This is a genomic window from Nitrospirillum iridis, from assembly GCF_014205765.1.
In the GTDB taxonomy this organism is placed as follows: Bacteria; Pseudomonadota; Alphaproteobacteria; order Azospirillales; family Azospirillaceae; genus Nitrospirillum; species Nitrospirillum iridis.
This window is the reverse complement of the sequence record NZ_JACIIZ010000017.1, coordinates 102,877-122,582: the sequence shown is the minus strand read 5'-3', so window position 1 is coordinate 122,582 and position 19,706 is coordinate 102,877. Positions and strand designations below refer to the sequence as shown.

General features: G+C 67.6%; 17 protein-coding genes. 9 read left to right on the top strand and 8 right to left on the bottom strand.

Going from position 1 to position 19,706, the window contains the following annotated elements:
- The first annotated feature begins 808 nt into the window (after positions 1 to 808).
- The 7 genes from FHS74_RS25015 (at position 809) to FHS74_RS24985 (ending at position 10,104) form a co-directional block, all read left to right on the top strand.
- Complete coding sequence (locus tag FHS74_RS25015; protein WP_211106534.1) at positions 809 to 1,171, top strand: c-type cytochrome; 363 nt, start codon at positions 809 to 811, stop codon at positions 1,169 to 1,171.
- 31 nt (positions 1,172 to 1,202) lie between these two features.
- Positions 1,203 to 2,603, top strand: a complete 1,401-nt coding sequence (locus FHS74_RS25010; RefSeq protein WP_184806871.1) for a D-arabinono-1,4-lactone oxidase — start codon at positions 1,203 to 1,205, stop codon at positions 2,601 to 2,603.
- Positions 2,596 to 3,894, top strand: coding sequence for an alanine racemase (locus tag FHS74_RS25005; protein ID WP_184806869.1), 1,299 nt, complete (start codon positions 2,596 to 2,598; stop codon positions 3,892 to 3,894). The genes FHS74_RS25010 and FHS74_RS25005 overlap by 8 nt, the downstream gene beginning before the upstream one ends.
- 99 nt (positions 3,895 to 3,993) lie before the next feature.
- Positions 3,994 to 6,288 (top strand): TonB-dependent receptor, encoded by a 2,295-nt coding sequence (locus FHS74_RS25000; RefSeq protein ID WP_211106533.1) that lies wholly within the window; start codon positions 3,994 to 3,996, stop codon positions 6,286 to 6,288.
- A 72-nt stretch (positions 6,289 to 6,360) separates the two neighbouring features.
- The gene (locus FHS74_RS24995) at positions 6,361 to 7,782 is read left to right on the top strand and encodes a coniferyl aldehyde dehydrogenase (protein WP_184806867.1); all 1,422 of its coding nucleotides are present in this window, start codon (positions 6,361 to 6,363) and stop codon (positions 7,780 to 7,782) included.
- A gap of 179 nt (positions 7,783 to 7,961) precedes the next feature.
- Complete coding sequence (locus FHS74_RS24990; RefSeq protein ID WP_184806865.1) at positions 7,962 to 8,975, top strand: NAD-dependent epimerase/dehydratase family protein; 1,014 nt, start codon at positions 7,962 to 7,964, stop codon at positions 8,973 to 8,975.
- Positions 8,976 to 9,000: 25 nt separating this feature from the next.
- Complete coding sequence (locus FHS74_RS24985; protein WP_184806863.1) at positions 9,001 to 10,104, top strand: DegT/DnrJ/EryC1/StrS family aminotransferase; 1,104 nt, start codon at positions 9,001 to 9,003, stop codon at positions 10,102 to 10,104.
- Here the strand turns inward: FHS74_RS24985 and FHS74_RS24980 are convergent.
- The 6 genes from FHS74_RS24980 to FHS74_RS31360 form a co-directional block, all read right to left on the bottom strand.
- A complete protein-coding gene (locus FHS74_RS24980; RefSeq protein WP_184806861.1) occupies positions 10,101 to 11,678 on the bottom strand; it encodes a glycosyltransferase family 39 protein in 1,578 nt (525 codons plus the stop codon). The two genes, FHS74_RS24985 and FHS74_RS24980, sit on opposite strands and share 4 nt — an antisense overlap.
- 7 nt (positions 11,679 to 11,685) lie before the next feature.
- Positions 11,686 to 12,684 (bottom strand): glycosyltransferase family 2 protein, encoded by a 999-nt coding sequence (locus FHS74_RS24975; protein WP_343067030.1) that lies wholly within the window; start codon positions 12,682 to 12,684, stop codon positions 11,686 to 11,688.
- Positions 12,681 to 13,415 carry a class I SAM-dependent methyltransferase gene (locus FHS74_RS24970; RefSeq protein ID WP_184806857.1) on the bottom strand — a complete coding sequence of 245 codons (735 nt, stop codon included), beginning with the start codon at positions 13,413 to 13,415 and terminating at the stop codon, positions 12,681 to 12,683. Before FHS74_RS24970 ends, FHS74_RS24975 begins: the two co-directional genes overlap by 4 nt.
- Before the next feature lie 228 nt (positions 13,416 to 13,643).
- A complete protein-coding gene (locus FHS74_RS24965; RefSeq protein ID WP_184806855.1) occupies positions 13,644 to 15,212 on the bottom strand; it encodes a hypothetical protein in 1,569 nt (522 codons plus the stop codon).
- A 147-nt stretch (positions 15,213 to 15,359) separates the two neighbouring features.
- Positions 15,360 to 15,620, bottom strand: a complete 261-nt coding sequence (locus FHS74_RS24960) for a glycosyltransferase family protein (RefSeq protein ID WP_184806854.1) — start codon at positions 15,618 to 15,620, stop codon at positions 15,360 to 15,362.
- Positions 15,617 to 15,784: a hypothetical protein gene (locus FHS74_RS31360; RefSeq protein WP_184806852.1), complete on the bottom strand. Its 168-nt coding sequence runs from the start codon at positions 15,782 to 15,784 to the stop codon at positions 15,617 to 15,619. The genes FHS74_RS24960 and FHS74_RS31360 overlap by 4 nt, the downstream gene beginning before the upstream one ends.
- Positions 15,785 to 16,071: 287 nt before the next feature.
- Here FHS74_RS31360 and FHS74_RS24950 point away from each other — a divergent pair, with 287 nt between their 5' ends.
- Positions 16,072 to 16,434, top strand: a complete 363-nt coding sequence (locus tag FHS74_RS24950; RefSeq protein ID WP_184806850.1) for a hypothetical protein — start codon at positions 16,072 to 16,074, stop codon at positions 16,432 to 16,434.
- A gap of 229 nt (positions 16,435 to 16,663) precedes the next feature.
- A complete protein-coding gene (locus tag FHS74_RS24945) occupies positions 16,664 to 17,359 on the top strand; it encodes a hypothetical protein (protein ID WP_184806848.1) in 696 nt (231 codons plus the stop codon).
- A 160-nt stretch (positions 17,360 to 17,519) separates the two neighbouring features.
- On the opposite strand, the gene FHS74_RS24940 is transcribed toward FHS74_RS24945, so the two are convergent.
- Both FHS74_RS24940 and FHS74_RS24935 read right to left on the bottom strand, forming a co-directional pair.
- Positions 17,520 to 18,728: a diguanylate cyclase gene (locus tag FHS74_RS24940; protein WP_184806846.1), complete on the bottom strand. Its 1,209-nt coding sequence runs from the start codon at positions 18,726 to 18,728 to the stop codon at positions 17,520 to 17,522.
- 310 nt (positions 18,729 to 19,038) lie between these two features.
- Positions 19,039 to 19,698, bottom strand: coding sequence for a 3-oxoacid CoA-transferase subunit B (locus FHS74_RS24935; protein ID WP_184806844.1), 660 nt, complete (start codon positions 19,696 to 19,698; stop codon positions 19,039 to 19,041).
- Positions 19,699 to 19,706: the final 8 nt, after the last annotated feature.

The window sequence follows — 19,706 nt, the reverse complement described above, 5'->3', positions numbered from 1 at the left end:
TCTCTGCCGTTGTCTGGCGGGTATCTCGAATTGACAATTCCCGCGCAATATAGCGTAAGTTGGATGTCCGTGCAGCACCCACCGCTGTCACATCTGAGCTGATGGTGTGGACATCTCTTTTCCCGGCATTGGCGGATGACAGATTATGATGTCTGATGGACATCGTTATGGAAGGCACCATGACCACGGCGTACTTGGTGGCGATAGACCTGACCAAGCGGCATTTCAAGGTCTGCGCGATGGACTTCTATTGATCATTGGCGCCATGAGCCGCCTCCGGTGGATACGCCAACCCTGATGAGTTCTTCAGGCTAGCCGACCGGACCAATGACCACCTCTCGCCCCACGCCGGACGATCATCGATTTTCCACCACGCTCTCAGACGATAACATGGGCAGTCTTCCACAACTGCCAAGAACACTACCGCAATGACGGCGAGCCGACGACGCTCGCGCTGGTCGACCTGGAGGGGATTCCTCCTACAGTTCTGATGGGTATTTTGCGTTCCATCGCCTTGCGGAGAGCACCGGGCGACTTCGGGGAATCTCGCGAATTTGTAGCCACTTATGAAGCGACAACGGATGGCCTGCCGCTGAGCAAACCATGGTGTCATTTGGGGCAAGCTATACCCCCAATTGGCCAAACTATGGGTGCCGTGACAAAAGCCCGCAGAAGCCCCTTGCCGGCCGGCGCTGATTTAGCTATCACTAACGAAGTTAGCGATGACTAACGGCGTGCCTGCGACAGACGGGTGCCGACGGGGAACTTCATGGGCTTGGGACGCGGATATTTTCCGAAACGGGCACGCTTGCCCGCGCTGATCCTGCTGGCGGCCCTGGCGGGGCCGACAGCCTGCGACAAGGCGCCCGAGGCGCCGCCATCGGCCGAGGCGCTGGCCGCGCGCCGCCCGGCGGACGGGCGGCTGGCCGGTCTGTATGAAACCAGCTGCAAGGCCTGCCACGCCAATCCGGATTCCGGCGCCCCGCTGGTGGGATTCAATGCGGCTTGGGGCCCCCGCTGGGCCAAGGGCCAGCCGCTTTTGCTGAAACACACGCTGGAAGGCTTCAACGGCATGCCGGCGGGCGGGCAGTGCTTCTCCTGCACCGCCGATGATTACCAGGCGCTGATCCGCTTCATGGCCGGTCAGGCGCCGGGCGCCAAACCGCAATGACGCGATCACCAAGGGGGAACCGGACCAAACCATGCTGACACGGCGCACCCTGTTTCTGTTGATGGGCGGCACGGCGCTGGCCGCCGGCGGTGTCGCCGCCACGCGCGTGGGCGTGCAGCCGGAACCGCCGGCCCCGCCCGCCACCGATGCCGCCAACCATCTGCTGTGGCGCAACTGGTCCGGCATCCAGCATGCCTATCCGGCCAATCGCGCGGCGCCGGCCGATGAGGGCGAACTGGCGGATCTGGTGCGCACGGCGCCCGGGCCCATCCGCGCCGTGGGCTCGGGGCATTCCTTCATGCCCCTGGTGCCCACGCCCGGCACCCTGGTGACCCTGGACCGCATCGCCGGTCTGGACGGCCATGATATGGGCGCGCTCACCGCCAACGTCCGCGCCGGCACCCGTCTGGCCGACCTGGGGCCGGCCCTGGCGGCCGTCGGCCAGGAAATGCCCAACCTGCCCGACATCAACAAGCAGTCGCTGGCCGGCGCCCTGTCCACCGCCACCCACGGCACGGGCGTCACCCTGATGGCGCTGCACGGCAACGTCCAGGCCTTCCGCCTGGCGACGGCGGACGGCCAGATTCTGGACTGCGACGCCACGCGCAACGCCGATTTGTTCGCCGCCGCCAAGGTGGGGCTGGGCGCCTTCGGCGTCCTGACCCGTGTCACGCTCAAGAACACGCCCCTGCGCCGGGTGGAACGGCGGGTGTGGCTGCAGCCGGTGGAACAGACGCTGGCCGAATGGCCCGTCCTGCAGGCCCAGCATCGCAATGTGGAGTTCTACTACCTGCCCTTCACCGGCATGACGGCCGTCATCACCCATGATGAGACGGACGCCCCCGCCACCCCCCGGCCGCCCACCCAGGACAATGACGCGGTCATGAGCCTGAAGGGCTTGCGCGACTGGCTGGGCTGGTCGCCCGCCCTGCGCCGCCGTGTCGCCAAGCATGTGCTGTCATCGCTGGAGCCCGAGCGGGTGGTGGCCGAAAGCTGGCAGCTGCTGTCAAACGAGCGCCCCATCCGCTTCAACGAGATGGAATTCCATCTGCCGCGCGATGCCCAGATCCCGGCGTTACAGGAAGTCATCGAGGCGATCGAGACGCGGCGGCACGACGTCTTCTTCCCCATCGAGGCGCGGGTGATCGCGCCGGACGACGCCTGGCTGTCGCCCTTCCACGACCGGCCCTCCGGCTCCATCGCCGTCCACGCCTATTACAAGGATGACTACCAGTTCCTGTTCGAGGTGGTGGAACCCATCCTGCGCCGCCATGGCGGCCGGCCGCACTGGGGCAAGCTGAACAGCCTGAAGGCCGCCGATTTCACCGCCCTCTATCCCCGCTTCCGCGACGCGATGGACATCCACCGCCAGGTCGATCCGGAGGGGCGCTTCCTCAACGACTATCTGCGCGGGGTGTTGGCCGATGCCTAGACATGACGGGCGGCCGACGCGCCGCCGGGTGCTGACAGGGGGCATCGCCGCCGGTGCTGTGGCGGGGGTGGGGGCGCTGGCCTGGCCGGAACCGGACCGGGGCGGCGGGCACGACGCCTATTTCACCGGCCTGTCGGCGGCGCTGACCCTGGCGGGCGTGGCCCAGCCGGTGATGGTGGTCGACACCGGGCGCCTGTCCGCCAACATCAAGGCCGTGGGCGACACGCTGGGCAAGGCCGGCGACCGGGCCAAGGCCCTGCGCATCGTCGTCAAGTCGCTGCCCAGCCATGAACTGATGCACCGCGCGGCCACCGGACTGAAAACCAACCGCTTCATGGTCTTCAACCAGGCCATGCTGGTGGAGATGGGAACCCGCGTGCCGGACGCCGATTTCCTGATGGGCAAGCCGCTGCCGGTGGCCGCCGCCGCCGCCTACTATGACCGGTTGGGCGCCCAGGCCCCGGGGCCGCAATGGCTGATCGACACGCCTGAGCGCTTGGGCCAGTACACGGCCATGGCCAAGGCGCGGGGTGTGGCGCTGAAGGTGAATTTCGAGATCGACGTGGGCCTGCACCGGGGCGGCCTGACCGACCCGGCGGCGCTGGCCGCCATGCTGGCGGGCCTGGACCCGGCCGTCACCGCCTGCGGCCTCATGGGCTATGACCCGCACGTGGCGAAGATGCCGGGCGTCTTCGACATGCGGGGCAAGGCACTGGCGCGCGCCAAGGACATCTATGCGCGGATGGCCGGCGTGCTGAAGGAAAAGGCGCCGCTGAAGGACGGGCAGTCGCCCTACACCTTCAACACGGCGGGCAGTCCCACCTATGCCCTGCACACCGATGACCCGGTGGCGACGGAGGTGGCGGTGGGCTCCGCCTTCGTGAAGCCCACGGATTTCGACATCGACACGCTGGCCCATCACCAGCCCGCCTGCTTCATCGCGACACCGGTGCTGAAGGTGGCGGAGCCGGGGCTGATTCCCGGGCTGGAGAGCCTGGCCGGCATCGCCGCCTTCTTCGATCCCAACACGGCCCGCGCCTTCTTCGTCCAGGGCGGCCACTGGCTGGCCAACCCGGTGTCGCCGCCGGGCCTGCAACTGAGCGGGCTGTACGGCCGGTCCAGCAACCAGGAACGCTGGTCCGGGTCGCGCCGGGTGCCGCTGAGGCCCGATGACTGGGTGTTCCTGCGGCCGACGCAAAGCGAGGCGGTGCTGCTGCAATTCGGGCCGCTGCTGGCCTATGACGGCGGCGCCATCACGGGCACCTGGCCGGTGTTCGAGATGTCGGCCTGAGCGGCCGGGCGTACCCTCTGGCGGGCACTAGAGGTTAATAAAAACAGGGCGTTATCAGGGCGGTTGCGCAACGACGGAACCAAACACAGGGAGCCAACCATGACGCGAACGGGCATGAAGGGTATGGGCCGCAGGGGCGTTGGACTGCTGCTGCTGTCGGGGGTGGCGCTGTGCGCGCTGCACGGGATCGCCACGGCGCAACAGGCGCCGACAGTCGACGGGCCGTTGCAGGAAATCCTGGTCACGGCGCAGAAGCGGTCGGAAAACCTGCAGGACGTGCCGGTGGCCATCACCGCGCTGACCGCCGAGACGCTGGAGAAGATGGACGTGCGCGACGTCCAGGATCTGCCCAGCCTGACGCCGGGCTTGCAGATCAAGACGTCCGACGCCAGCGCCAATCCGAAGATCTTCATCCGCGGCGTGGGCCTGAACGACTTCAACGCCAACGCCGCTGGCGCCGTTGGCATCTACATGGACGGCGTCTTCGTCGCCTCCCCCCTGGCGCAACTGGGCCAGTTCTTCGATCTGGAACGGGTGGAGGTGCTGAAGGGTCCCCAGGGCACGCTCTACGGCCGCAACACCACTGGCGGCGCCATCAACATCACCGCCCGCCAGCCGACGTTCGAGACCACCAGCGACGGCAGCCTGGAATATGGCCGCTACAACGCGGTGAAGGCGGAGGCGGGCGCGGGCGGCGCCATCGTCCCGGACAAGCTGGCGATGCGCATCGCCGGTGTCTATGAGCGCGACGATGGCGATACCTTCAACCGCGTGACCAACAGCACCGTCAACGCCGTCAACCGCTGGGGCGGCCGCGCCAGCCTGCTGTTTACGCCCAATGAAGACCTCAGCGTCACGGTGCAATTGCATGGTGGTCAGAACCGGGGCGATAGCCGCTATACCCAGGCCCGCGCCCTGATCCCCCAGGATCCATCGGTCGCGGGCGCCAATGGCCTCTGCGCCGCCGGGCAATACGCCTCGGGCCTGTGCACCGACGCCTTGGGCTATGCCGACACCGACAACAACCCCTATGCCGGCGACTACAACCTCAAGGGCAAGGACAAGGTCGACACCTGGGGCGCCTCGGTCAATGTGCGCTGGGATTTGGGCAAGGCCACGCTCTATTCCATCACCGGCTTTGACAGTGCCGAGCGTGACGATGTCGAGGACACCGACGCCAGCCCCAACAGCCTGATCCAAAGCGCCTACAAGGCGACGCAGCACGACATCTCGCAGGAACTGCGGGTGGAGGCGCCGTTGACCGACAAGCTGCGCGGCGTGGCCGGCGCCTACTTCCTGCACGACTACCTGAACACCTCCAGCCAGTACGACATCCTGCGCGACCTGCGCCCGCTGTTCGTCACCGACGACAATCCCACCGGCTTCTCGCTGGAAAACAACGTGGCCACGGTGGGCTATCCCTACACCCAGACCGGCAACAGCTATGCCGTCTTCGGCCAGGTGGATTACCAGTTGACCGACAGGGTCACCCTGACCGGTGGGCTGCGCTATTCCCAGGACGACAAGGACTTCCGCTACCGCAGCACGGTGGAGGACGTGGTCGAGGTGTTCAGCTACGCCAATTCCAAATCCTTCGACAGTGTCTCCGGCCGCGCGTCCATCCAGGTCAGGCCCGCCGACGACGTCATGGTCTACGCCAGCTATAACCGCGGCTACAAAAGCGGGGGCTTCTTCGGTGGCTACACCCGCGACCCCGCCGACCTGAAGCCCTATGCCGACGAGACGCTGGACGCCTATGAGGTGGGCGCCAAGACCGAGCTGTGGGACAAGCATCTGCGTCTCAACGCCGCGAGCTTCTATTATGACTACAGCAATCTGCAGGTCTTCCAGATCGTCACGCGCGATGGCATCCCGACGCAGACCTTCAACAACGCGGCCAACGCCCGCCTCTATGGCGTCGACGCCGACATCACGCTGGCCCCCATGAAGGGGCTGGAGATCAGCCTGGGCGGCGAATACCTCAACAGCGAATATCTGAACTATGTGTCAGAGGGGGAGAGCTTGAGCGGCAACCGCCTGCCGTCCGCCCCCCGGTGGACCCTGACCGGCCTGGTCAGCTACGATCAGCCGCTGGACGGGATCGGCGGCAAGGACATGGGCACGCTGAACGCCAGCCTGAACGTCTCCTATCGCTCGCTGGTCTACTTCGACAGCCACAACCTCGCCCGCCTCAGCCAGGGGGGATATTGGCTGACCGATGCCCGCCTGGGCTGGACGGCACCCAACGGCACCATCAGCCTCGGGCTGTGGGTGCGCAACCTGTTCGACCGGACCTACATCATGGACATCAACAATCTGGACAGCTTCGGCCTCGACGCGCTCAGCATGGGATCGCCCCGTCGCTTCGGCGGCTATCTGAATTGGCATTTCTAGGGTTCCTCGGGCGCCGGTGGTCGCTGGCCCGGTTCAGGGCGGCGCGTTTGATGGTTGAAGGAGGCGGTGGTGATGGCGGTGGAGCAGGGAACGGACGGTGACTTGGCGGCGGTGTCCCAGGCCTTCGACCGTCTGGCGGCGGCCGCGCGACGGGATCCCTATCCGTCGGCTGGCCAGCGTCAGGAACAGCTGGCGGCGCTGGAACGGGCGCTGGTCCACCGCCGGGACACCTTGGTCCAGGCGGTGGATGCCGATTTCGGCGGGCGGCTGGCGCATGAGACGCTGTTCGCCGAGATCTTCGTGTCGCTGGAGGGCCTGCGCCATGCCCGCCGGCGCCTGGCCGGCTGGATGCGGCCCCGCCGCCGGTCGGTGCCCTTGACGCTGGGCCCCGGCCGCGCCTGGGTGCAGCCCCAGCCGCTGGGCGTGGTGGGCATCATCGCCCCCTGGAATTACCCGCTGTTCCTGGCGCTGGGTCCGCTGGCGGGGGCCCTGGCCGCCGGCAACCGGGTGCTGCTCAAGCCATCGGAACTGACCCCCCGCACCACCGCGCTGATCAGCGACATGGTGGCGGAGGCGGTGGGCGGCGACACCGCTATCGTCGTTTCCGGCGGGGCGGAGGTGGGTGCCCAGTTCGGCCGCCTGCCCTTCGACCACATCCTGTTCACCGGCTCCACGCGGGTGGGGCGCCTGGTGATGAAGGCGGCGGCGGAGAACCTGACCCCCGTCACCCTGGAACTGGGTGGCAAGTCGCCGGCCCTGGTCCTGCCCGACGCCGATCTCAAATCCGCCGCCACCGACATCGCCTACGGCAAATTCACCAATGCCGGCCAAACGTGTGTCGCGCCGGACTATGCCCTGGTGCCCCGCGCGCGGGGGGAGGATTTCGTGGCCGCCCTGGCCGCCGCCGTGCCCACCTATTTCCCGCCGGAGGGGGGCGCCAGCGCCATGTCCGCCGTCTTTGGCGAGGCCGGCCGCCGCCGCATCGCCACCATGGTGGCGGAGGCCAAATCCCGCGGGGCCGTGGTGCGCGAACTGGGCCCGCCGGCGCCGGGCCTGGACATCGGTCCCGCCGTGGTGCTGGATCCGCCGGAGGACACCGCCCTGCAGCGGGAGGAGATCTTCGGCCCCATCCTGCCCGTCGTGCCGTATGACGATGTCGACCAGGCGCTGGACTATGTGCGCGACCGTCCCCGGCCCTTGGCCCTCTACCTGTTCGGCCGCGACCGCGCGGTCATCGACCGGGCGCTGAAAACCACGGCCGCCGGCGGGGTGGTGATCAACGACACCCTGATCCATGTGGCGGTGGAGGATCTGCCCTTTGGCGGCGTCGGCCCCAGCGGCATGGGGCGCTATCACGGTCGCGACGGTTTCGACACCTTCAGCCATCTCAAGGCGGTATTCGATCGCGCGGGGCCGCGCCTGGACCGCTTGGTGCGGCCACCGATGAAGCCTTTGCACCGCTGGGTCCTCCGGCTGCTGGTGGGGGGCGGTTGACGCCGCCGCCGGCCTTCACCCACCCTCTCGAATTCTTATAAAATCTGTTCCCTGACAGCCTCCGGCGTTCTTTGCTTCCTCCAGAAACGCGTTCTGCGCTATCTATGCGAAGGTGTTGGGTTGGGTTTGCACCTTTGGGCAGGGGTGCGTGGGTTGGGATTACACAGGTGCCGGGATCGATGATCAGGGCCGCCGACGAGGCGGCGACCGCTATTTCCTGGGCGGGCGCCAGGGTGCTGGTGGCGGGGGGCCTGGGGTTCATCGGCGCCCGTCTGGCCTGCCGGCTGGTCACGCTGGGCGCTGTGGTCACGGTGGTGGACGCCCTTGAGCCGCAGGCCGGGGGCAACATTGCCAACGTCGCGGACATCCGCGACCAGGCCACCATCCGCATCGCCGATTTGGGTGATCCGGCGCTGTTGCGCGACCTGCTGCCCGGCTGTGACGTCGTCTTCAACCTCGCCGGCCAGACGGGGCATCTGGCGTCCATGGTGGCGCCCCTTCAGGACCTGGACGCCAATTGCCGGGCCCCCCTGGCCTTGCTGGAGGCCTGCCGCACCCTGGCCCCCCAGGTCACCGTGGTCTATGCCAGCACGCGCCAGGTTTATGGCCGTCCCATCGTCCTGCCGGTGGATGAGCGGCACCCTTTGGCGCCCGTCGATATCAATGGTGTGCACAAGGCGGCGGCGGAGGCTTATCACGGCCTTTATTGGCGGGTGCATGGGCTGGATACGCGGGTGCTGCGCCTGACCAACACCTACGGTCCGGGCATGCGGGTCAAGGATGCCAAGCAGAATTTCCTGGGCTTGTGGCTGCGCCAGGTGCTGGAAGGCCGCCCTATTGAACTTTGGGGCGGGCACCAGCGCCGGGATTTCAGCTATGTCGACGACACCGTGCGGGCGCTGTTGGAGGCGGCGCGCGTGCCGATGGGGCAGGGGCGCATCCTCAACGTGGGTGGCTGTCCGCCCGTCAGCCTGCGGGAACTGGCCGAACAACTGCTGGCCCAAGGGGGCGGGGACGGCGGACTTGTCGTCAGCCCCTTTCCAAGCGATCGGGAGCGTATCGACATCGGTGATTACTACACCGATGATAGCCTCTTCCGGGGGTTGACGGGCTGGGCGCCCGAGACCTCTTTGGCCGAGGGGTTGAGGGCGACATTGGACTATTACCGGGCGGCCCTGCCCCTGTATCTGTGATGATCCCGCAAACGCAGGGCGCGACATGCGTGTGCCACTGAATGACCTGCAGCGGGCCTGTCACCGGGACGGCGATGCCATCGCCGCCGCCATGGCCCGCGTCGTGGCGCGGGGACGCGTGCTGTTCGGGCCGGAGACGGCGGCCTTCGAGGCCGCCTTCGCCGCCTATTGCGGAACCAGCCATTGCCTTGGGGTGGGCAACGGCACCGACGCGCTGGAACTGGCCCTTCGGGCCCTGGGCGTGGGGCCGGGTGACGAGGTCGTCACTGTGGCCAACGGCGGCTTCTATGCCACGACCGCCATCCTGGCGGTCGGTGCCCGGCCCCGGTTCGCTGACATCGATCCCGGAACGCTGACCTTATCGCCGGTGGCGCTGGCCGGCGCGCTGACGCCCCGGACCCGGGCGATCATCGTCACCCATCTCTATGGCCGTCTGGCCGACATGGATGGCGTCCTAGACGCGGCGGGCACCATCCCGGTGATCGAGGATTGCGCCCAGGCTCACGGCGCGCAGCGGCGGGGGCGGCGGGCGGGCGCGTTCGGCGCCATCGGTTGTTTCAGCTTCTATCCGACCAAGAACCTGGGCGCGTTGGGGGATGCCGGCGCCGTGGTGACCAGCGACGCGGCCCTGGCCGACCGGCTGGGGGCGCTGCGCCAGTACGGCTGGGGCGACAAGTACGTGGTGGCGCGGGCCGGAGGCCGCAACAGCCGTATGGATGAGATCCAGGCGGCCGTGCTGACCCTGCGCTTGCCGGCCTTGGACGACGCCAACGCGCGGCGGCGCGCCATTATCGCCCGCTATCACGCCGCCGTCCCGGCGCCCGTTCCCGACTGGGCATCCCCGGTGGGACTGGATGATGTGGCGCATTTGGCCGTGGTCCGCAGCCCCGATCGCGCGCGCCTGGCCGCGGCGCTGGCCCGTGCCGGGGTCGATACCGCCATACACTATCCCGTGCCGGACCATCACCAGCCGGCCTTGCGCCCCTTGCTGGCCGGCCCCGTCAGCCTGCCGGTGACCGAGCAAGCGACAGCCCAGATCCTGACGCTGCCCTGCTTTCCGGAGATGACGGAGGATGAGGTCGTCCACGTGGCGGCGGCGCTGGCCGACGTCTGGGTCCACCCCGCCTAAGGTTCGTCCCGTTCCGGGCCACAGGTCCACACATCCAGGTTCGGGTTGTGCGCCGCCCTATGGTACAGAGCCAGGAAAGCGGCCGAGACCGTGGGTGGGGTATGCTTGCCGGCAATAAAGGGCGCTTTGTCCATGGCCAGCCAGTATCGTCCGTCGCACCGGGTGAGGTAGCGGTCGATGAACTGCTGGATGGCCATTGGGGTACCCAGGTCGAGCCAGCCATTGCGGGTCAGGATCAGCGGCTGCCCCTGGCCCACCAGCCAGGCCACCTGACGGTGCAACTGGGTGTCGGGGGGCAGGGGGTCCTGTGTATTGGTGGGGGCGATGGCGACCTGGGCGCCCGGATGCTCGGTCAGGAAGTCGGTGATGGCCCGACGCACAGCCTCGGCCTTTGGGGCGGCCGCCAGGGTGTCGGCGGCCTCTTGCAAAGCGTAGCGCGCGCCGCTGGCCATGACCAACAGGATCACGGCCGTCTGCCCCAGGGCGTACGGGCTCCATCCCGCTTGCGCGTTCGCGGCGCGAGCGAGCAACAGGGCGGCATAGGGAATGAACGGCACCAGATGCCAGACCCCGGCACCATCCACGGCACCCAGCACGCAGCCAATGGGTAGACACAGCGCCAGCCCCGTCAGGAGTTGCGCGCGCGCCCGCCATTCGGCCAGCGGCAGCAGCCATAGCGGCGGGAGCACGAGCAACAGCGCCATCAGGCCATTGCCCAGCAGTCGGGGGCCATGCAGACCCATGGGCCTCAGCGCCGCCAGGTAGCGCAGATAGCCCGCGGGTGTGGTTCCGGTACCGATGAAGGGCAGCAGGGCGCCGGCAAGGCCGGTCACACTCACCAGCAGAATGACACGGGCCGCCGCCCGGGAATCGCGCAGCGGCAGCGCCGCGAGGAGCGCCGGGCCCACATACAGGGCGCCTGACGGTTTCAGGGCGGTGGCAAGCCCGGCGTACAATCCCAACGCCAGGGTTTGGCCCATGCCGGCTGGTCCAGTGGTGGCCCAGAGCGCCAGGGCGGCCAGCAACAAGAGGAACGGGTCGGTTCGGAACCCGACGTCGGGATAGGTGTGCAGCACGAAGCCGGCCATGGTGGCCGTTGCGAACAAGGCCGCACCTCCGCCGACGCCCGCGCGTCGCGCGGCATGCCAGGTGACGGCCAGGGCCGCCGCCTCCGCCACCATTCCCGGCAGGGCCGCCAGCGGTGTCCCAATGCCGAACAGGTCCTGCATCATGGCCAGGACGCGATAGATCAGCGGGCCATACAGCAGGCCGTAGTAGAAGCCGTCGGTGGGCAGGGGATAGAGCGGCTGTCCCTGAAGCCAGGCGGCGGCGATGGCCGCCAGGCCCTGGTTCCAGGGGTCCAAGGGACCATGGCGCAACACCACCGCGTGCTCGACCAGGCGGCTGGCGACGACGATCGCCGTGGCGCTGGCGAACAGCAGGGTCGCCACCTTCGCCAGGCGCGGCTCCAGGGGCCGCCGGGACAGGCGGCCGGCGAGCGCCAGCCCCAGCAGGGCCACCAGCGCCACTTTGCCCAGGAAGGTGGAACTGTTGATCAGGTGATCGATGGACAATGGCGCCTCAACCTGTTTGGCCGGGGTCCGGGGACCCCGCCCCGGGCTGCGCGGTGCGGCCCCTGACCAGGGTGTGTATGGCGTACTGGGGTCGGCCGCTGACGGTTTGGAAGGTGCGGCCGACATATTCGCCCACCACGCCGACCATCACCAGCATGATGCCGGACAGCAGCAGTAGCGCCACCAACAGCCCGGCACCCGTTCCCACCGGCGCGTCCAGCAGTATCCAACGCGACAGCAAGGCCACGCCCAGGATCGTCCCCGCCGCCGCCGTGCCCAAGCCGAGCAGCGCGCTGAGGCGCAGGGGCAGGGTGGAGAAATTGAGGGCGATGTTCAGCCAAAGGCGCACCAGCCGCCGCAGGGTGTAGTTGCTGCGGCCTTCCGCGCGGGGCAGGTGCTCCACCTGCAGCCGTCCGATGGAGCGCGTGACCTGCAGGATCAGGCCGTCGACGAAGGGGAAGGGACCAGTGTAGCGGCACACCTCCCGCGCCACGAAGGCCGATACGCAGCGGAAGCTTGACAGGTAAAGCCCCGGTGGCAGGCCCAGCAGCAGGGAGGCGGTGCGATTGGCGAAGGCGCTGCCCAGGTTGCGGAACACGTTGTGCCGCTTTTCGGCGTAATAGGTGTAGGTGACGTCGTGGCCGCCGTCGCGCGCCCGCTCGAACAGGCGGACAACTTCCGCCGGCGGGTTCTGCAGATCGTCGTCCATGGTGATGATGAGCGCGCCCCGTGCCAGGCTCAAGCCGGCCATGACCGCGTTGTGTTCGCCGAAATTGCGGGCCAGGCGGACGAACGTGACCGGCACGCGGGCTTCCGCCCGCGCCAGCGCCTCGCACACCGCCCGGCTGTCGTCCGCGCTGCCGTCATCCACCAGGATGATTTCATGACCACCCGGGATGGCGAGGTCGGAGAGCGCCACCACCAAGGCGCCCACCGTTCGGGCCCCGTTGTAAACCGGCACGACCACGCTGAGTGCGTAAGCGGCGTTTTCCCGCGCCGCCGTCACGGCTTCACCGCCAACGCTAGGGCGGACCCGCCGAAAGGCAACGCGATCCCACGGCGCAGGAACACGCGTTCCAGGCCGCATAGGACGGTGAAGGCCTGGTTCACCGGGCCGCGGAAGGCGCCGACGTCGGAGGTCGCGCGCCCGCTGGACAGCAGCTTGCGACGAAGCACCATCAGTGGGAATAGAATGGTGTTCCAGTAGGTGGTGAATAGGGGCCTCAGGCCCGCGGTCTCCATCTGGCGACGCAGCCGCCCGGTGGTGGTCCGCCGCACGGTGTGAACCCGCCGGTCATGATCGGCCATCAGCCAGTCATACGCGGGCAGGTTCACCAGGCACACCCCTCCCGGCTTCAGGCAGCGGAAGACTTCCGCCAAGGCCTGGGCCTCGATCACCCCGGCATGGCACAGGATGTCGGTTGAAATGATGACATCCAGACTGTTGTCGGCGAAGGGCAGGTGGTTGACGCTCGCGACGGCGACCGAGTCCGCCCCCTTGCGTCGCGTCCGTTCGCAGGCCTGAAACGACAGATCAACGCCGTATAGGGTCGCCTGGGGCCAGGCCTGACGCAGCCGAACCATCAGGCCGCCCGTGCCGCAGCCGGCGTCAAGGAGGACCGGCGCGGCGGTTGTCAGATGGCGGCCCAGGAACAAGGTCACCCACTCATGCAGGCAACGATACCACCACATCGTACCGTCCGCCCCGTCCATCAAGGCGTACTCGATCGCATCCATACGGGCCCCATCCCCATGTCGATCCCCGCACCAGCGCGGACGGCATGGCAAGCGCTTGCGTAGACGTTCACCCCGGGGACGGGGCGCATGCTAGCGGGGATTGTCGCAGGTTGCTATCTTTTGGGGTATGCGCATGGCGACCACCTTTCCCCATCCCTTGTGCTAGCACCCTCCCGGGCGGGTCTCATTGTCTTGTCCCCTGACATGACCGAGGATGAGATCGCGCCGTCACGTCGGCGGTTCGTCCGGCGCCGGCACGCAGGACCAGACTTCCAGCCCTTCACCCCAGGACTGGGGCTGATACATCGCCATGAAGGCGGCCGAAACGGTGGCCGGTGTTTCCCGGCCTGGAAAGAACGGCGGGTTGCCCATCCCCAGCCAGTACAGGCCATTGCACCGGGAAAGATAGCGGTCGATGAACAACTGGATGGCCTCAGGTTTGCCCAGGTCGATCCAGCTGCCGCGGGTCAGGATCAGGGGTTTGCCCTGGCCGACCAGCCAGGCCACCTCCCGGTTCAATTGCCCGCTGCGGGGCGCGATCGCGACGGCCGCATCCGGGTGGTGCGACAGAAAGTCCACGACGGCCTGGTGCAGCCTTTCAGCCTGCGGCGCCCTGGCCACGCTCTCGGCCGCCTCCCGCGCGGCATGGCGCGCGCCATCGGCCATGATCAGCAGGATGACCATGGTCTGCCCCAGGGTCCGGGGGCTCCAGCCCGCCTGGGCGGTCGCGGCGATGGCCACCAACAGGGATGTGTAAGGAATGAAGGGCAACAGGTGCCAGACGCCGGCTCCATCCAAGGCCCCCAAAACGCAAGCCACGGGCACGCACAGGCACAGACCCGCCATCATCGCCCCGCGCGCGCGCCTTTCCGCCGGTGGGATGAACAAGGCGGGGGCCGACATGAGCAGGGTCATGAGGCCGTTTTCCATCAACTCTTTGCCATGCATACCCTTGGGCTTCAGGGCCGCCAGATAGGCCAAGTAGCCTGCGGGCGAGGTGTCGGTGCCGACAAAGGGAAGCAGGGCGCCCGCCAAGCAGGCGATACCGGTCAACAACAAGTAGCGGCCGGCCGCTACGGGGGGGCGCGCCGGCAGGGCCGCCAGCAGCGCTGGTCCCAGGTACAGGCCGCCCGATGGCTTCAACGCGGTGGCGAGGCCGGCGCACAGGCCCAGGGCCATGGCCTGGCCCATGCTGGGTGCCCAGGTCGTGGCCAGCAGCCCCAGGGAAGACAGCAGCAGCAGAAAGGGATCGGTGCGGAAGCCCACACTGGGATACATCCGCAGCAACAGCCCGGCCGTGGCCACCGTGGCGAACAGGGCGGCACCTGGACTGGCGCCGCCGCGTCTCGTCGCATGCCAGGTGATGACCAAGCTGGCCGCCTCGGCCACCATGCCCGGCACCGCCGCCAGCGGCGTGCCGATGCCGAACAAGTCCTGCATCGCGGCCAGGATGCGATAGATCAGCGGCCCGTACAGCAGGCCGTAGTAAAGGCCGTCCACCGGCAGGGGATACAGGGGCTGTCCGTGGAGCCAGGCTGCGGCGACTGCGGCGATGTTGTGGTTCCATGGGGTCAAAGGCCCGTCGCGCAGGATGATGGCGTATTCGACTAGGCGGCTGACGATGATAATGATGGCGGCCGCCCCGACCACCAGGGTGGCCGCCCTGCCCCAGCGCGGGGCCAGGGGGTGCCCGGACAGGCGGGTTGCGAGGGCCAAGCCCAGCAGGGCCGCACCCAGCAAGGCCAGCAGCGCAGCCTTTCTCATGAGCGGGTTGTTGATCAGATCGGTCAGGACCATGGGGCGTCGCTTCAGGGGGCGGGATCGGCCGGTTCATCCCGGCTGCTCACCAGGACGCGGACGGCGCATTGTAGATGGGTGCTGACGGTCTGGAAGGTCCGGCCCGCATACTTCCCCACCACGCCCAGCATAGCCAGCAACAGCCCGTCAACAAAGGGGAAGGGGCCGGTATGGCGGCAAACCTCCCGCGCGGCGAAAGCGGACAGGCAACGAAAGCTGGACAGGTGGAGGGTTGGCGGAATGCCCAGCATTGGGGGCGGGGCGGCTGGCGAAGGCGCTGCCCACATTGCCGAACGCGCTATGCCGCTTGCGTTCGTAATACGCGTGGACCACGTCGTGGCCGCCGTCACGCGCGTGCCGGAACAGGTGGACGACCTCCTCCGGCGGGTTTTGCAGGTCGTCGTTCATGGCGATGATGTAGGCGCCCGCGCCAGCCGCTCGCATACCGCCCGACTGTCCTCCCCGCTGCCGTCATCCATCGGAATGATCTCATGGCCGCCCGGGATGGCGAGGTCCGACAGCGCGGCCACAAGGGCCCCCACCGTTCGCGCACCATTGTAGCCCGGGATCACGGCGCTGAGCGTTCATGCCGGGGTATCCGCCGCGAGGGTAGAGATACCACCACATCGTACCGTCCGCCCTGTCCATCAAGGCGTACTCGATCGCATCCATCTGGGCCCCATTCCCCATGTCGATCCCCGCAACCGCGCACGGCACGGCAAGCCCTTGCGCAGGCGTTCACCCCCGGGGAGGCGGCGCATGCTAGCGGGGATTGTCGCCGGTTGCTATCTTTTGGGGTATGCGCATGGCGACCGCCTTTCACCGTCCCTTGTCCCGGTACCCTTCCGGGCGCCTCCCCTTGCCCTGGGCGGTCGGGCTGGCCTTGGCGGTGGTGATGGCGGCCGGACCGATGCGGGCGGACGTCTGGGACTATGCCCGATCCGCTGGCCCCATCGTCGGCCAGGCCAAGGCCTGTGGCGCGGCGGCGGCGCGCACGGACAAGGCATCGGACCAGGTGCGGGACCTGATGCGTCTGACGGCCCACGACGCGGATGAACTTCACAAGGTGGGCGACATGTTCGACTTTCTGGTCAACACCGCCTTCACCATGCAGAACCAGGCGCCCAACCGGGACGACTGTCCAGAGGCGTTGGTGACCTTCGCCGATCTGGAACGTCGCCTGCCGCTGTGGCGGGACATGGTGTCGCCGCGCAAGCCCTAGCAGTATCGGCTGGCGGAATATCGATCGCATGGATGCTTTGCAATTATGCGATCAATGGGCGCGAAATCATTCTAAACGGGTTAGACGGCGATCTTCAGGCAAGTAGGCGCATTTTTTTCGAAAAAAATGCGACGGACTCCGCAATCGATCGCGTGCAACGGGGACCGGGGGGTCTGAACGGGGCCGATCCTCCGGATTTTCCCGCAACACCCCGGCGACGGAGGATCTCATGTCGATCTCTTCTTTGTCGTCGTCTACCGCCACGGCGTATACGACGAGTACCGCCACCGCGCAGTCCGCGAAATCGTCCATCAAGAACGACTTCAAGGCGTTGAATGACGCGCTGTCTTCGGGTGACCTGGATACGGCCAAGTCGGCCTATTCCACGTTGACCAAGGATTTGCAGGCCAACGCGCCCACCAGTTCCTCGTCGTCCAGCAGCGGTTCCAATCCGCTGAAGGATGCGCTGGACAAGGTGGGAACGGCGCTGGACAACGGCGACGTGTCCGGGGCGCAGAGCGCGCTCGCCGATATCCAGTCCCATGGGGGCGACCGCAACGGTCCGCCGCCGGGCCCGCCGCCCGGGGGTGACGCCGGGGGTTCCGGTGGCGGCAACGGCCAAGCCTCTTCCGTGCGTTCCGCCTTCTCCAGCCTGTCGGACGCCTTGTCCTCCGGCGATCTGTCCAGCGCCACGTCGGCCTACAGCAGCCTGTCCCAGCTTCTGGGCGGCAGCACGTCCGACAGCACGGACACCGGCACCTCGTCCACCAGCACCACGTCCAGCGACACCAGCAACCCGCTGAAGAGCCTGCTTAGCCAGATCGGCAGCTCTCTCAACAACGGTGATGTGTCATCGGCCGCCAGCCTGCTGTCTTCGTTCACCCAGCAGACGGGGGCGGGGCAGTCGGTGAATGTGACGGCCTGATCAAGACGTTTGGGGACCCATAAGGGCGGAAAATCGCCCCTTGGTCACACCTCGGTTTCACGGCCCTCCGCCGGGTGACTTCGGTATCGTGACAGTTCGAACCGGTGGGCGCCGGGGTCGCTTGCAGGCGGCCTCGACCTCCCGCTTCGGTTCACCCGTTTCAGGCACCGTATTGGCCCCAGCCATTTTGCGCCAGGGGTTGGCTGGCGCCCACGCTCACGCTCTCCGTGCGATTGCGGCCCGTGTCCTTGGCGCGATAGAGCGCCTGGTCCGCCGCCGTCACCAGATCCTCCCACACATGACCATCGGCACCCAGCGTGGCGATGCCAATGCTGACGGTGCAGCGCACGGCGCCCTGCGGCCGCTCCAGGCTGACGGTCGCCACCCGCTTGCGGACCCGTTCGGCCACCGCCCAGCCAGCCTCCAGCCCGGTTTCGGGCAACAAGGCCATGAACTCCTCCCCACCCACGCGGGCCAGGATGTCACTGCGCCGCAGTTCGCCGGTCAGGGTTTCGGCCACGGCGACCAGCAGGGCGTCACCCGTGCCGTGGCCCCATCGGTCGTTGACCGCTTTGAAATTGTCGATGTCGATCATCAGCAGCGACAGGGACCGGTGGTGGCGCAAGGCGCGGGCCACCTCCATCTCGCCCGCCGCCCATATCACCCGGCGGTTGGATACGCCGGTCAGCGGGTCCTCACGGGCCTGCTGCATCAGTTCGGAATCCAGGCGTCGGCTGATCATCCACAGATAGCCGTTGGTGACGGTGGTGGTGACGCAGATGACAACCAGACGGGTCAGCGCCTGCATCGCCTGCGGTTCCGTCGCGGTGCCTTCCCAGTCGATGACCAGGGCCCAACCGGCACGCACCAGGGCCAATATCGCCCACGCCATATAAATGCCGGCGGTCACGGTGGCGGCCGGGCACAGGTCGCGCTCCGCATGGCGCAGCAGATGCCAGGCCATGGCCAGCGACAGGACGGCGAAGAACAGGCTGCTGACCAGGATGCGGCCCCGGCTTTCCGGCGCCCCGACGGTGAACCACAGGAACAGCGCCGCCAGCAGCGCCCCCACCGCCAGGGCGGCCCAGGTCTCGTGCACCGGACGCCCCAGGAAGCGGACGACGCCGACATAGGCCAGGCCATAGCCGGCGAAGATCAGCGCGTGGCTGGACAGCAGGGCCAGCCATTCCGGCAGCCATCCGCTCTGGTTGGTCACCACCAGGCCCGCGGCCTGGGAGAAGCCGGACGCCGCCCAATAGGCCAGTCCCGCCTGACGGGGCAGGGAGAGGGCCGCCAGCAGCAGGCACAGGCCGCCCACCGCCTGCAGCAGCGTGTTGACGACCAACAGGCTCGGGATATCCAGGTCCACCAACCGCGCTCCCATCACCACGATCGCACCGGCCAGCCGCAACGTGAGGGCGGCTGAACCCGTGGATCAGGATAGGGGACGGGCTGTCAACCTACAATGGTACGAAGGTTCCGGGATGGGCAATCTTCCGGTCAGGTCAAGTGCTTAAGGGTAGGTTTATTGACAGGCGGTTCATCTCTGACGTGTGCCACGACGCTGCGGCGATATGAAGTCCGGGTGGTGTCCGAGGAAGAACAACAAAATGAGGGTGGCACCTTTACGGCACCGGCGGCGCGCCTGTCGGTCGCGTCGCCGGTGCCGTGCCCGCCCCTCACGCGGCTTTCAGCGTCAGGCCGGACAGGTCTTGCAGCGTCGCCAGATCCAATCCTTCGCACAGCTCGCGTACCGCGAAGCCGTCCCCGGTCACGTCCAGGACGGCCAGGTCGGTATAAACGCGGGTGACGCAACCCAGCCCGGTCAGGGGATAGCTGCAGCGATGCACCAGCTTGGACTGGCCGTCCTTGGTCAGGTGTTCCATCATGACGAACACTTGGCGGGCGCCGACGGCCAGATCCATGGCGCCGCCCACGGCCGGGATGGCGCCGGGCTTGCCGGTGGACCAGTTGGCGATATCGCCGTTCTCCGCCACCTGGAAGGCGCCCAGGATGGCGATGTCCAGATGCCCGCCCCGCATCATGGCGAAGGACAGGCTGTGATCGAAGAAGGCGCCCCCGTCCAGCAGGGTCACCGGCTGCTTGCCGGCGTTGATCAGGTCCGGATCCACGGCGTCGGCGGCGGGCTTGGGGCCCATGCCCAGGATGCCGTTCTCGCTGTGCAGCAGGATTTCCTTGTTGGGTGACAGGTGGTTGGCCACCAATTCGGGCATGCCGATGCCGATATTGACGACGGCGCCGTCCTCGATGTCGTTGGCGATGCGGGCGGCCATCTGGTCGCGGGTCCACGCAACGTACTTGGGGGGGGTGTGGGTCATTGGTCCAA